Annotated in this window: 13 protein-coding genes; 1 reads left to right on the top strand and 12 read right to left on the bottom strand. The window is 65.0% G+C overall.

From position 1 onward, the window contains the following. Positions 1-49 precede the first annotated feature (49 nt). The 12 genes from ACE04A_RS15115 to ACE04A_RS15060 all read right to left on the bottom strand — a co-directional run bounded on the left by ACE04A_RS15115 (position 50) and on the right by ACE04A_RS15060 (position 12,536). Positions 50-811, bottom strand: coding sequence for a fimbrial biogenesis chaperone (locus ACE04A_RS15115; RefSeq protein WP_448717433.1), 762 nt, complete (start codon positions 809-811; stop codon positions 50-52). Positions 812-824: 13 nt separating this feature from the next. Then, entirely contained in the window at positions 825-1,409 is a 585-nt protein-coding gene (locus ACE04A_RS15110) for a fimbrial protein (protein ID WP_259245836.1), read from the bottom strand. A gap of 333 nt (positions 1,410-1,742) precedes the next feature. Next, positions 1,743-3,044 carry an MFS transporter gene (locus ACE04A_RS15105; protein ID WP_448717434.1) on the bottom strand — a complete coding sequence of 434 codons (1,302 nt, stop codon included), beginning with the start codon at positions 3,042-3,044 and terminating at the stop codon, positions 1,743-1,745. A gap of 77 nt (positions 3,045-3,121) precedes the next feature. After that, positions 3,122-4,291: a porin gene (locus ACE04A_RS15100; protein WP_485820263.1), complete on the bottom strand. Its 1,170-nt coding sequence runs from the start codon at positions 4,289-4,291 to the stop codon at positions 3,122-3,124. A 54-nt stretch (positions 4,292-4,345) separates the two neighbouring features. Then, positions 4,346-5,296, bottom strand: coding sequence for a PDR/VanB family oxidoreductase (locus ACE04A_RS15095; protein WP_448717436.1), 951 nt, complete (start codon positions 5,294-5,296; stop codon positions 4,346-4,348). Between the two features lie 55 nt (positions 5,297-5,351). Next, positions 5,352-6,320 carry a VOC family protein gene (locus tag ACE04A_RS15090; RefSeq protein WP_448717437.1) on the bottom strand — a complete coding sequence of 323 codons (969 nt, stop codon included), beginning with the start codon at positions 6,318-6,320 and terminating at the stop codon, positions 5,352-5,354. Between the two features lie 2 nt (positions 6,321-6,322). Then, the gene (locus ACE04A_RS15085; protein ID WP_448717439.1) at positions 6,323-7,828 is read right to left on the bottom strand and encodes an aldehyde dehydrogenase; all 1,506 of its coding nucleotides are present in this window, start codon (positions 7,826-7,828) and stop codon (positions 6,323-6,325) included. A gap of 28 nt (positions 7,829-7,856) precedes the next feature. Further along, on the bottom strand, positions 7,857-9,527 hold the full coding sequence (locus ACE04A_RS15080) for a thiamine pyrophosphate-binding protein (protein WP_448717441.1): 1,671 nt from the start codon (positions 9,525-9,527) through the stop codon (positions 7,857-7,859). Beyond that, positions 9,520-10,311 carry an SDR family oxidoreductase gene (locus ACE04A_RS15075; RefSeq protein ID WP_485820262.1) on the bottom strand — a complete coding sequence of 264 codons (792 nt, stop codon included), beginning with the start codon at positions 10,309-10,311 and terminating at the stop codon, positions 9,520-9,522. Before ACE04A_RS15075 ends, ACE04A_RS15080 begins: the two co-directional genes overlap by 8 nt. 27 nt (positions 10,312-10,338) lie before the next feature. Next, a complete protein-coding gene (locus ACE04A_RS15070; protein ID WP_448717444.1) occupies positions 10,339-11,121 on the bottom strand; it encodes an SDR family oxidoreductase in 783 nt (260 codons plus the stop codon). After that, the gene (locus ACE04A_RS15065; protein ID WP_485820261.1) at positions 11,114-12,148 is read right to left on the bottom strand and encodes an aromatic ring-hydroxylating dioxygenase subunit alpha; all 1,035 of its coding nucleotides are present in this window, start codon (positions 12,146-12,148) and stop codon (positions 11,114-11,116) included. Before ACE04A_RS15065 ends, ACE04A_RS15070 begins: the two co-directional genes overlap by 8 nt. Positions 12,149-12,209: 61 nt before the next feature. Continuing rightward, positions 12,210-12,536, bottom strand: coding sequence for a recombinase-like helix-turn-helix domain-containing protein (locus ACE04A_RS15060; RefSeq protein ID WP_448717446.1), 327 nt, complete (start codon positions 12,534-12,536; stop codon positions 12,210-12,212). A gap of 209 nt (positions 12,537-12,745) precedes the next feature. Between ACE04A_RS15060 and ACE04A_RS15055 the strand changes: the two genes are divergently transcribed. Continuing rightward, the gene (locus ACE04A_RS15055) at positions 12,746-13,549 is read left to right on the top strand and encodes an IclR family transcriptional regulator (RefSeq protein WP_259245825.1); all 804 of its coding nucleotides are present in this window, start codon (positions 12,746-12,748) and stop codon (positions 13,547-13,549) included. Positions 13,550-13,563 lie beyond the last annotated feature (14 nt).

Below are 13,563 nucleotides of genomic sequence, written 5' to 3'. Positions count from 1 at the left end.
ATGTTCATCAAACCGGAAAAGCTCCACCGACTAGGGCCGAGAGGAAGGCTCAATCAAGCAAGCGCATGTTGAGGGTGCGCCGTCCGCCGAAGTCGTTGATGGCTTCGTACTGGACGGTGGGTTGGCCTTCTTGCAAGCCGGCCGCATTCGAGGCCAGCGCGAAGTTCGATGTTCCAAATGGGGCGACCATGCCGTTTTCCGCCGCAATGCTACGTTTGCCCGACACCAGCGCGATACGCGCAAACGACACATGAAACGGCGTGGGGTTGGTGACTTCAAGCTGACGTTTTCCGCCGGTGGCGTGCACCAGTTTCCAGGTCAGTTTGTCGGGCGCGGTGGCCGCCTCGTCCGGTATGGGGGCGGGCCGGAAGAAAATCTTGATTCGTGTGTGGAACGAAAATTGCAACACGTTCACCGAGGCCGGATCGCGCGGCGGCGTTTCCACGACGTTCAAATAAAAGAGGCTTTCCCGGTCGGTGGGAAGCGGCTCTTTGGTATAGGTGATGCGAATATTGGACGCGCTGTTCGGTTCAATCCGCATGACGGGCGGCGTCAACACGAACGGCACACGGATGTCGGCGGGCAGCGCATTTTCCTTGCCGTCGTCAATCCAGTTTTGCGCAAGTACGGGCGTAGCGCCGTTGTTGCGGATGATCATGATGGAATCGCGCGCGTCGGACTTGATGACCAGGCGCGTGCCTTGCAGTACCAGTGCAGCCTGGGCGGGAACCACCCAGGCGCACAGGACCAAGGCGAGCGATAGCACGTGCGCGAACGCATGACGGGCAAGCGCCCCGGTGATCGTCGTCATGGCAGTGTCGCGCTTAGTTGTAGCGCAGGGTGTAGGTCACGTATGAATCGCCGTCACCGAAACCGACCGAAGTGGCGGTGGGATCTTCGGGCACGTACTTCGCCGCGTAATACAGCACAGCCTGGTTGTTCTTGACCTCGGCAACCTGCGGATCGGGGTCGGTGATGCCCAGTCGGATCGGAGCGGTGTTGACGGGGGCTTCGGTGCGGTTGTTGCGGATCTGGATCTGCACGCCGGCTGCCGGCGATGCGCCGACCAGCTTCAGGTTGCCAGTAACCTTGTCGACGTTCGGATGATTGGAATGGAATTGCAGCCGTACCTTGGTGTCGTTCGCGCAATCGGCCGAGCCGTGCACCTTGATCTGGAAGTCTCTTTCAGGCGCGGAGCCGTTGACAACGTCTTCAGGCTTGACCGTGCCGAAAGACGGCACGTCCGTCACGCCGTTGGCGCCGCCCGCGCTGCCTTCAACGTCGCACGTTACGTCGTTGATCGAGCCGAAGAAATTGACGGTGCCACCCGCGGCGAAACTCGCCCCCGGGGCCAACACTGCCACTAGCAAGCCGGAGGCGGCCAGGGATGTCAGGATACTGCGCTTCATGCGATTTCCTCTATTCAGGGATAAGAATGGCGATGGCACTTCCGTGCCTGGCTAAGCGTGCTCGAATGACCCGCAAAGCGATTGCGTGGTGGATCACTGCGAGCCCCCTGAACGATACGATTTGAGCGCGAAGAATTAACTAGGAGGATGCTTAATTGGTGCTCTTAGAAATCTGATATTTCGCACCGAAGACGAGTCTTCGGCGCTAACTGTATTGCTGCGTTGCAAAGCGCACTTAACACGTGCTGGGCAGCACTTTTCGAGGATATTGCTGCGACGCGCAAGCGTCGCGGCACCCTTGTCTAACTGCGACAAGCACATGTCGGATTCAGACTAGTTGAGCCCCCCTGCCGGCACTGCCCTTACCCCGGCCTGCGGGCGCACACGCAACCACAGCAACAGGCCGCACGCCAGGGTCATCAACTGCGATCCCACCAAGAGATAAAAGCCCGCCGAGTATGCGGCCGACCCCGACGTGCTTTGGCTGGCCGACATCGATATGGCCGCGCCCATCATCGCCGGCATCATCCCGCCCACGATGCTGCCCACGCCGTTCACCACGCCAAAAGCGCTGCCGATGTGTTCCGGCCGCGCATAGAACTGCATGGTGCTAGGGATGGCCGGGCTTTGCAGACCCCAGAAAAATCCCGCCGCGGTCAGACAATAAATGGCGTGATAGCGATCGTCGACCACGAGCGCCAGCGCCACCGCCAACACCACGCCCAGGCTGCCGCCCACGAAAATCAGCGGCACCCGCTCGCGGCTGATGCGGTCGATGAGCAGCCCGCCCAACAGCACCGCCGCGATGGTGGACCATTGCGGCATCGACGCCAGCCAGCCCATGGCGCGCAGGTCAAAGCCGCGTGCTTCTTTCAGGTAGCCGGGCAGCCAGTTGCCCACGCCCCACATATAGGCCAGGAAGCTGGACGTCAGCACCGTGATCAGGATCACGTGGCGCGTCTGCATCGCGCCGCGCACCATGGCAGGGACACGCCGCCCCAACACCTCGCGCAGCGACAGCCTGGTGGCGCCGCGTTGCGGCTCGCTGCCCACGGGCATATGAATGCACAGCAACACCACGGGAATGCCGACCAGCAGGTTGACCAGGCCCAGCACATAGAACGAGGCCTGCCAGTCCAGATGCAGCACCAGCATCGCCACAAAGGGGTAACCCAACGCAAAGCCCATGCCCGTGCCGCTATTGACCAGCGAATTGGGTTTGCCGTTCTCATGGCCGTCGAACCTGGCCTTGATGTAGCACGACGCCAGGGCAAACAGGGGCCCTTCGGACAGGCCCAGCATCAGGCGCGAGAACAGCAGCAGCCCGTAGCTTTGATACAGCGGCGAGGTCATCGTGATGACACCCCACAGGCACAAGCCGTAGATCAGACTACGCCGCACGCCCAGCATCGCCACGCAGAATGGCGTCAGAATGATGGACGACAGGCCGTAGCCCACCATGAATACGGTTGCCAGCATGCCTTGCGCGCCTTTGTCGACGGCGGTCAGGCCTATCTGCTTCAGAAAGTCTGCTTGCGTGATCAAGACGGACAGGTTGATCCGGTCCACATAAGAGATGGTCACGATCAGGAAGATCGCGACTACGCCCAACCATCGATTGGAAGTGGTTTGCATGGTGACCTCGGAGATGTCGGGAATTCAGGCCGAGCGGAAGCCGGCGCGTGCAGCGCCCGGCCCCCGCCCTGCCCGCTTTAGAAGGAGTGATGGATGCCGCTGGTCAGCACCGTCTGATTGCGCGTGGAAGACACCCCCACGCCATTGATCGCCGCATGCGCCAGGCCGCTACCGGCGCGCTGGTACACGGCCAGCGCGAACCACTCGGTGCGCTTTGAGAACTGGTGCACGTGGCTCAGGCTGAACAGGTCCCAATGGCCCCCCGCGAACGCGCTGCGCGAATAGCCCAGGTTCAGCACCTTGCTGGGCCGATAGGTCCAGGCGGCGCCCAGGTCGGCGTTGCGCATGGCTTCGTCGCGCCCCCGATATTCCAGTTGCACACCGGTGTAGGTGGCGTTCACGCGCAACGGCAGGCTGTCGAAGCGATAGCCGGCGCCCGCCCCCCAGATGCGCTGGCGGTCCAGCACGATGGGCAGGCCCGACGTCAAGGTCTGCCCGAACAGCCGCGCCACGCCGGTGCGGCGCGGCAGGTCCACGTGCGCGCGGTCCTTGACCAGGGTGAAGGCCAGCGCGCCCGAGAAGCCCTCTTCCTGATAGCGCGTGAAGGCGCTGAGTGTGGTGGTGCTGCGCGCCCCTTCCTTGGGGGCCATCGACGCGAACCCATACAGCGCCCCCACTTGCCAGGGGCGCGCAGCCGGACTCATCAGCTTGATGGCGTTGTCCGCCTGGAACGTGTTGGCCAGATTGTCGAGGTTGCCAGGATGGAACAAGAAAAAATTGGTCAGTTGAAAACCGTTGCTGTACTTGCCGATGACGTCAAACATGAAGCCCGGCTGATGGCCCAGCTGAACGCTACCCCAGCCGTCGCTCAACCCGACCCAGGCATTGCGGTTGAACAGCACGCCCGGCACGATGGACGAACCGGTCTGCGTGGAAAAGCCGCTTTCCAGCAGGAAGTTGGCTCGCAGCCCATCCCCCAGGTTTTCGGAGCCGCGCAGCCCGAAGCGGTCTGGTTGCATGGTGCCCGGGTCGATCCGCGCCGAGCTGCCGCCCGCAATGTTGCTGACATAGCTCACACCTTGGGTCAGGCTGCCGTACAGGTGGAGGTTGCTTGCCGCGGCGGGGGCCGACGCCGTGGCGCCCAGGCTCAAGCCCAAACCCAAGCACGCGGCCCCCCTGGCAGACACCCTTGCCTTTCTGACTGCCGCGATGCGCCATGACGGCTGACGCCGATTGATCGCTTTCATGTCTCTCCCCTATCCCCGCGTGGCGGGTTGTTATGAACTGATATCGATGAAGCGCTACAAATCCAACACAAGCTCCCCGCTCAGGCACCCCGACACGCAAACCATCATGCAGCGGTTGGCGGCCTGTTCGCTTTGGCTTAATACGGAATCTCGATGCTCGGGCGTGCCGCTGAGCACGCGCGTTTCGCAACTGCCGCACACGCCCTCGCGACAGCTATGGGGTACGTCCACGCCCGCCTCCAGCAGGCAGTCCAGCAACGCGGCGCCCGACGCCACCTCAAGCGTCTTGCCCGTCCTGGCCAGCCTCACCTGGTACGCCCCGCCCGTGGCTGGCGCGGCGTCTTTCGCGCCAAAGCGTTCGACGTGGCAATGCGGCAGGTTCAGTAGACCGGCCGCCGCTTCGAAGGCGTCGATCATCGGCCTCGGGCCGCAGCAATAGAAATGGGCCGATGCTGGCATGGCGGCCAGAAAACGGTGCAGGTTCGGCGCGCCGCCATGGTCTTCGTCGAAATGCAGATGCGTTCGAACCCCGGCTGGCAGGCACGCAAGAAAAGCCGCTTCGGCGCGTGACCGCGCGGCGTAGAACAATTCGACGTGTTTGCCCTGGCGCAGCAGGTCTAGAAGCATGCAGAGAATGGGCGTGATGCCGATGCCGCCGGCGATCAGCACGGACTGCTCGGCCGATGGCTCCAGTTCAAAGTGATTACGGGGCGGATCGATCAGCAACTGCTGCCCGGGCCGCAATTGCTGATGGATGTAGGCCGAGCCGCCCCGGCTGTTGCGGTCATGCAGCACGCCCACCACATAGCGCTTGCGCTGCTCGGGCGAACTGCAAATCGAGTAGCTGCGCTTGATGCCGTGCGCCAGGTGCAGGTCGATATGCGCGCCGGGCGTGAAGGCTGGCAAGGCCTCGCCATCCTGCGCCGCCAGCTCCAGGCTCAGGATGTGACGCGCTTCGACCCGCATGCACTGCACGCGAACGGGTATGGGTACAGGAGTGGACATCGGGCAACGCTTCCAGGTCAGATCGGCATCAAGGTGACGGACGATGGGGTGATGGCTAGTCGGCGGACCGGTCCGTCAGGAACTTGCCGCCCGCGCTTTCCGCGTTCTTCTGGCGCCGGGTATTGCCGTCCAGCCCGCCGTCTATCGCCCATTCGGCGAACACGGTCGGGCCGGGTTCAAATTCGCGGGGCTGCCAGCGTTCGTCCAGGTGGTCTTCGTCGGCGTAGTACTCGATGAGTCCGCCCGCGGGGTTCTTGAAGTACCAGAAGTACGCGGACGACACGGGATGCCGGCCGGGACCCAGCTGGGTATCCCAACCACAACGCGCCATATGCAGTCCGCCACCAAAGACTTCATGGATATCGCGCACCGTGAAGGCCACATGGTTCAGCCCTGCGCGCGGTTGCGGCGGCTGCAACAGAAACAGGTCGTGGTGCCCGCCGCTGGCGTCGCAACGCAGGAACATGCCGCGCCGGGGATAACTGTCGGACACGACAAAGCCGCAATGCTCGGTGTAGAAGCGCGCGGTGGCTTCCACGTCGCTTACGAAGAACACGACATGGCCGATGTTGATCGGGCTGGCACGCTCGTAGATGGGCGCCGCCTGGTTCACGCGCGGCTTGCTGGCCCAGGTGTTCATCGCCCCGCACTCAAGCTGCACCGGCTGCCGGCGCGTGCGTGCAAAACGGATGGCCATGCCGTTGGGGTCCGTGCACGCCACCCCGTCCGGGCCGCTGCTGTAGCCGGGGGCATGCTTGAGGCGTTCCGCCAGCGTGGCCAGCATCGCGTCCGACCCCACGCCCCACACGACTTCACGCAGCGTCGGCCCGGGTTCGATCGCGGGCGGCAAGTCCGCCGACGGCGCGCAGACCACGACGCGGCAACCATTCAAGGTGTCGAACGCCAGGCGCGACGGCGACGCTTCCCGCAGGGCTAGCCCCCAGTCGGTAAAGAATGCGCGGCAAGCGTCCAGGTCATCGGCGCTGTAGGTGATCTGGTCGATTCCGACGATTTTTTGGTCCATGTTCATCTCTGCCCTTCATCAGGCCCGCTTCCGTGATCCGCCCAAGGCAAGGGCTGCGCGTTCATTCCCCAGTAAATGCTCTTCTGATCCATGTACTGTTGGATGCCCAGCCTGCCCTTCTCGCGGCCCAGCCCGCTGTCGCGCCAACCGCCGAACGGCGTCGAAATCGAAAACTGCTTGTAGGTGTTGATCCAGACGGTGCCCGCCTGCACCTGCCGCCCGATGCGCCAGGCCTTCTTGTAGTCACGAGTCCAGATGCCCGCGGCAAGCGCATAGACGCTGTCGTTGGCCTGCTCGATCAGCGCGTCCTCATCGTCGAACGGCATGGCAACCAGCACCGGACCGAAGATCTCTTCCTGGCAGGTGCGGCTGCTGTTGCCCAGGTTTTCGATGATGGTCGGCGTGTAGAAATAGCCCTGGTCAACGCCGCTGCCCTCGGGGCGCTTGCCGCCGGTGCGGATCGTGCCGCCTTCGCTTAAGGCCAGCGCCACGTAGCGTTCTACCGTTGCGCGGTGCGCCTCGCTGATCAGCGGGCCCATCTGCGTGGCCGGGTCCGCCGGGTCGCCCACGCGCAGGCGTTGGGCGGCGCTTGCCAACCGGTCCAGGAATTCCGCGTACCGCGAACGCGCCACAAACAGGCGCGACCCCGCAATGCAGGACTCGCCGGACGAACTGAAGATGCCGTACAGCACGCCGTTGACGGCATGCTCGATGTCGGCGTCGGCCAGCACCATGGTGGGTGACTTGCCGCCCAGTTCCATCGACACCGGCATCATCTTGTCGGCGGCAAGACGGGCAATCTGTTTACCCGTGCCGGTGCCGCCCGTGAACGACACGCGCTTGACCAGCGGATGCCGCACCAGGGCGTCGCCCAGTACCGACCCCTTGCCCGGCAGCACGCTGACCATGCCGGCCGGCACGCCCGCCTGTACGCAGATGGCGGCCAGCTCCAGCGCCATCAGGGGCGTAATCTCGGCCGGCTTGATGATGACGGCGTTGCCCGCCGCCAGCGCGGGCGCCAGCTTCTGCGCCTCGCTGGCGATGGGGGAATTCCATGGCGTGATCGCGGCGATGACGCCCATGGGTTCGTGCACGCTCATCGTCAGGCAGTCGCCGCGCATCGGCGTCAGGCAGTCTTCCAGCGTCTCGCATGCCGCCGCGTAGAACTGGAACGTGGCCGCGGCGCTGGCGACCAGGGCGCGCGTTTCGGTGATGGGCTTGCCGTTATCCAGGCGCTGCGTTTGCGCCAGTTCTTCCGCGCGATCACGAATGATCTGCGCCACGCGGTACAGCACCTGCGCGCGCTCGTGCGGATGTTTTTGTGCCCAGCCGCTGTGGCGGAAGGCATGGTCGGCGGCGCTTACCGCTTCGTCGACATCGTCCAGGTTGGCAGCGCGCAAGTGTGCGATGGCTTGCCCGGTGGCTGGGTACAGGCTGGCGTACGCCTCGCCCCGCCCGGCGCGCCAGATGCCACCGACGCAGATGTCCAGGATGTTCTTGTCTGTCATGGCTGGGTTCCAGTTATGCGCTTGCGCATCACGCCACCTCCGGCGTCTTGACCGGCGGGCCGGCGAAGACGGTTTTGAATGCGCCGATGGACAGCATGTCGACTTCGATCAAGCACGGCCCCGCTTCGCGCGCGGCGGTCGCCAGCGCCGCATCCATGTCCGCCACGCGCGACACGCGCACGTGCCGCAGCGCCAAGGACGCCGCCAGGGCGGCATAGTCGGGCGTATGCAGGTCCACGTAGTGGCGACGGCCGCCGTACTGGCTGTCCTGGATGTTCTTGATGACGCCGTAGCCACGGTCGTTCATCAGCACGAACACCACGTCGGCCCGCTCTTGCACGGCGGTGGCCAGTTCACCCAGGTTCAGGATGAAGCCGCCATCGCCCGACAGGCAGAACGTTTTCTTGCCCGAGCCCGTGGCGGCCGCGCCGACCGCCGCGCCGATGCCCATGGCAAGACCCTGGCCGATGCCGCCGCCCAGCGCGTGCACGCCGGCCAAGGGGTCGAAAACGCGCAGGTAGCGGTTACCCCAGGTGCTGTTGGACACGGTGACGTCGCGTACCCAGTTGAAGTCGCGGCCCAGGTGGCGTTGCAAGCTGTCAACCAATTCACCGTAGGCGCCCAACCCTTCGCGCAGTGCCGCGCTGGATTGCGAGCGCGCCGTTTGTAGATCTGACAAGAAGCCGTCTTGCACGCGCATGCGGCCTTCCAGGCGGTCGGCCAAGCCTTCCAGCGCCAGCGCGGCGTCGCCATGCACGAAGCGCGCATTGGCATAGCAGCGGCCATCGGCGGCAGGGTCGGCGTCGATGCGGTAAAGGGCGCGCGGCAGGTTCAGCCGGTATTGCAGCGTTTCATTGCCGCGCAGGCGCGAGCCCACCACCAGCATGGCATCGCAGGTCTGATAGAAAGCCTCGACGGGCGCTTGCAGGTTGAAGGCGCCCAGCGTGCCGGCATCGTCCTCGGGCAGCACGCCACGGCCTTGGGTGCTGGTGACGACGCCGAAGCCCATGCTGCGCAGGCGCTTCACCGCCTTGGCCGCGCCCCGCGCCCCGCCCCCCAACCACAGCATCGGCCGGCGCGCCTGGGCCAAGTCGTCGGCCAGACGGTCCAGCGCGTCGGCGTTGGGCGTCACGGGCGCGACCGGCAGCGCTTGCAGATCTTGCGGCACGGGAATCAGCGCCGACTGGATATCGATGGGAATCTCGACGCTGACGGGGCCGCGCGGCGCGCTCATGGCCACTTGCACGGCGTGGCGGATGACGCTTAGCGCCGTGTCGGCGCTGCGCACGCGAAACGCCGCCTTGGATATGGACCTTAGCATCGACAACTGATCGGGTGCTTCGTGGATGTAGGACATGCCCCGATCCAGGAATGGCGTTTCGATCTGTCCGGTCAGGTGCAGCAGCGGCGTGCCTGCTGTCCAGGCTTCAACGAGCGCGCCCGCCGCATTGCCGGCCGCGGTGCCGGTGCTGGTCAGGCACACACCCAGCCCACCCGTGGTGCGCGCATAGGCGTCGGCCATATTGGTGGCCCCCGCTTCGCCACGTGCCGGCACGAAGCGGATGTTGCCGCGTTCGCCCAGGGCGTCCAGGATGGGCATGTTGTGAATAGAGATGACGCCGAACGCGGCTTTGATTTCGCATTGTTCAAGAAAGGCGGCAATGGCGTGGCCGACGGTGATACGGGGCACTTCAGGCATGACGGGACAATCCTCCAGAAACATCGATATGGCCGCCGGTGGTGTATGCCGCCAAGGGCGAGGCCAGGAAACAGATTGCGTTGGCGGCTTCAACCGGGTCGCCCAGGCGCGCAAGGGGAATGCCCTTGTCAGCCGCCAATTGGGCGGTCCATGCCGCCCAGTCCAAGGACTTGTCGTCGCGCGCGTCGAAGCGGCGGCGCCATTGGCCGGAATCCACCAGGCCCAACAGCACCGCGTTGACGCGGATGCCATAAGGCGCGAATTCGGTCGCCAGGGAACGGACCAGATTGTGCACCCCGGCACGCGCGGCCGACGTGGCCACCATGTGCGGTTCGGGCTGCACCGCCAGCAAAGAATTCACGCAGACGATGGCGGGCGCGGGCGCTGCCTTCAACTGCGATAAAAAGGCGCGCGTGGGGTGGATGACCGAGAAGAACTTCAAGCGCAGTTCTTCGTGCCAGGCGCCGTCGTCGGTGGTGGCGAAGGTGGATACCCTGCCCTGGCCGGCGTTATTGATGAGCACGCTGGCGGGTCCCCACCGCGCCTGGACCTGAGCCGCGAAAGCAGTCATTTGTGTCGGGTCCAGCACATCGCATTGCGCGGCCAGCAACTGTGCGTCGGGCCATTGCGCCATCAGTTGCGCGCGCGCGTCGGCCAGGCGTTGCGCGTCGCGCCCGCAGAAGGCGACAGCGGCGCCCGCGTCCAGCAGGCGCCGCACGGTTGCCAGGCCAATGCCCGAAGAGCCGCCCGTCACCACCGCCACTTTGTTTTTCAACTGCCACATAAGTTGTTCCACCTGTTCTGCTTGGGGTCAGTGCATCACCATGCCGCCGTTCACGGCCAGCAGTTGCCCGGTCATGAAGCGCGACAGGTCCGACAGGCAAAAGGCCACCGTGCCGCACAAGTCAGCGGGCACCTGGTCTCGTGCAATGGCGCGCTGGTTGCGGTAGAGCTCATGGCGCGCGGCCGGCACGTAGTCGGTGGCTTCCACGCGCGTCAGGCCCGGGGCGATCGTGTTGACCGTGATGTTGTCCGCGCCCAGTTCGCGCGCCAGAGAGCGGCTCATGCTGATCAACGCCCCCTTGCTGGCCACGTAGGCCAACAGCTTGGGCGCGCCCCACAGCGCCGTGTCGGACGCAATGTTGACGATGCTGCCCTGGCCGCTGGCGCGCAACGCGGGCAGGCAGGCCGTGGTCATCAACCAGGTGCCGCGCACATTGACTTCCATCACGCTGTCCCACAGCGCCACGTCCAGCTCTTCGGCCAGGCGTCCGCCGGAATGGGTGATGGATGCGTTGTTCACCAGGCCGTCCAAGCCGCCCAGCGCGCGCACCGCGTCATGGGCGCAGCGCAGGCAGGAGTCGGGGTCGCGCAGATCCGCCAGGAAGGCATCCACGCGCAGGCCGGCGTTGCGCAGGCGGGTGACCTGCTGGTCCAGTTCCCGGCCCAATACGTCGACCATCGCAATCTGCGCGCCGGCTTGCGCCAGATATTCCGTAAAGGCCAGGCCCAGCCCGCGCGCCGCGCCCGTCACCAGAATGCGGCGGCCGTCCAACGAGAGCGCGGGCAAGCTGTGAATGTTGGCCTCAGACATGTGCGGCCTGCACATTGGCCGGGCTTTCAGCCTGCACTTCCGCCTGCACTTCGGCCTCGGCGCGCCGCTGCAGGATGCGCCGCACGCGCGTGATGCCGACGTCATGCTGATAAAGCGTCTCGTGCTTGCGCGCATCCGGCGCCATGCTTTCCAGCACAACGCGGTCTTGCTCCAGCACTTCCCAATGCAGGCCTTCAAGCCGATTGCGGTACAGAAAGCGCCACACGTCGCGCTGCCAACCCTGCACGCGCCGCGTGCGCCAGAAGAAGATCTGGCAGTGATCCTCGTCCACGGGGGTGGCGTAGCCCACGATGCCAAACTCGCCGCCTGGGCCGAATCGCTTCTTGTAGGGGATGGACAGGCGCAGCCACATCGAATCGGTTTCGCCGAACTCGACCCAATCGAAGTTCACGCCCGACTGATTGCTCTTTTCGAAGATCAGGCCCGTGTCGGTTTCACGGATGGCCATCTGCGCCTGTTTGTCGCCCTCGGCCATCGAATGCGACGCCGCGTGCAGGTAAGCGCCGTGCATCGGGTCCATGACGTTGTCGATGGCATAGCGGTAGTTGCAGGCCCATTGCGCGGTACACAGAAAGTGCGCGTGCTCGGGGCAGTCCAGTTCGTCCGGCAGGCTGAGCGCCGGCGCCGGCCCCTGGCCGAACCACAGGAATACCGCCCCCGCCGCGACGCGCACGGGGTAGGACTTCACACAGCTACGGCCTTCCAGCGGGCACTGGCTGACGGCCGGCACGCTTTTGACCTGGCCATCGCCCCCCACTTCCACGCCGTGATACCAGCACGCGACGCGGTCGCCCAGGTTCCAGCCCATGGACAGGCGTGCGCCACGGTGCGGGCAGCGGTCTTCCAGCGCGTGGACGTTGCCTTGCGTATCGCGCCACAACACGATGTTCTGGCCCAGGCGCGTGATGCCGAGCGGCGCGCCGCCCACGGCCCATTGCGCGGCGACCGGATACCAGTAATTGCGCAGGCCCTGATTCAGGCGGTTTTCTATCTGTTGCGATGTCATGGTCAACAACCCCTTAAATAGGAGGGATGGCGGCGGATCGAGTCCTGGCCGCGAAGTAAGTTCAAGCGCCAAGCCGGCGCATTTCGTCCAGAAAGCCTGCTTCAGTCCAGGGCTCGCCGTCCGGCGCGCGCAGGGCCTGGGCATTCAGGCTTGCGACCACGTCCGCGGGCGTCTCGGCGCCATCGTCGAAGGCCGCTTCCAGCGCGTCGCCCAGTGCGTTTTCGTAAGCGGTCGGTTCCAGGGCGCGGGTTTGCCATAGCAGGTTCGGCGCGGCGCCCGGGCGCTCGATCTCGCCCTTGCCGGCGGCATGCTCGATATCCGGCGGCGCCCAGGGCTTCAGGTGCGGATTGAAGGACGGCACAGCGGCGGACCGCAGGGGTAATGACATGGCGTTCTCCGATGACAATAACGTCATTTTGTCTCATATATAAAACAACGTTTTCTATACGGACAAATTATCGCCACCAATGCCAGACCCGGCATCCGGGATATCCCTAGACGCGCTGCATTTCAGACAAGTACGAGTCGGCCCCGTTTGCGCATGAGCTGCGGTACTCTGTCGTCGCCAATTTTTGGATTACCGCCCTGGAGCACGAATTGACCGACCTCGACACCAGCGAGACCCCGTCCGACCGCTATGCCGTTCCCGCGTTGGAGCGCGGCCTGCTGCTGCTTTGCGAGTTCAGCAGAAACGACAGAACGTTGACGGCGCCCGAGCTGGCCCGTCGCCTGTCGATTCCGCGTTCCACCGTGTTTCGTCTCTTGACCACGCTGGAACGCATGGGCTTCGTGCGCAAGGTGGAATCGGGCTCCGCGTACCGGCTGGACATGGGCGTGTTGCGACTGGGCTTCGAGTATCTGGCGTCGCTGGAACTGACCGAGCTGGGCGGCCCGCTGCTGGAGAAGCTGCGCGATGCCACAGGCCTGCCATCCAACCTGGTGGTGCGAGACGGCCAGTCGGTGGTGGTGGTGGCTAAGTCTTCCGCGCCCACGCCCTTTGTCAGCACGGTGTACGTGGGCACGCGCCTGCCTGCGCATTCCACGTCATTGGGACGCGCGCTGCTCTGTGACCTGACGCTGGACGAACTGCGCGCCCTGTATCCGGAGACACCGCTCCAGGGCTTTACTCCGCGCACGCCGGCCACGGTGGAAGCACTGCATGAGATGCTGCGGCAGGACGCCGCGCGGGGGTATGTGCAAGACACCGGGTTCTTCGAAGCCGCCATCGCGAGCGTGGTCGCGCCCGTGCGCGACCAGAGCGGCCGCATTGCCGCCGCCATCGGCGTGACGATTCCCGCCGCACAGTTGGAAAGCGGCAGCCTGGACCAGGACGCCATCGTGGCCGCCGTGCGGCAAAGCGCGGCGGCCTTGTCGGGTTTGCTGGATCACGCGCCGGGCTGAGCGGCGCGCAAGCG

The organism is Achromobacter colocynthidis, from assembly GCF_057334535.1.
The sequence above is the reverse complement of the archived record's forward strand: the minus strand, read 5'-3'. Positions and strand labels throughout refer to the sequence as shown.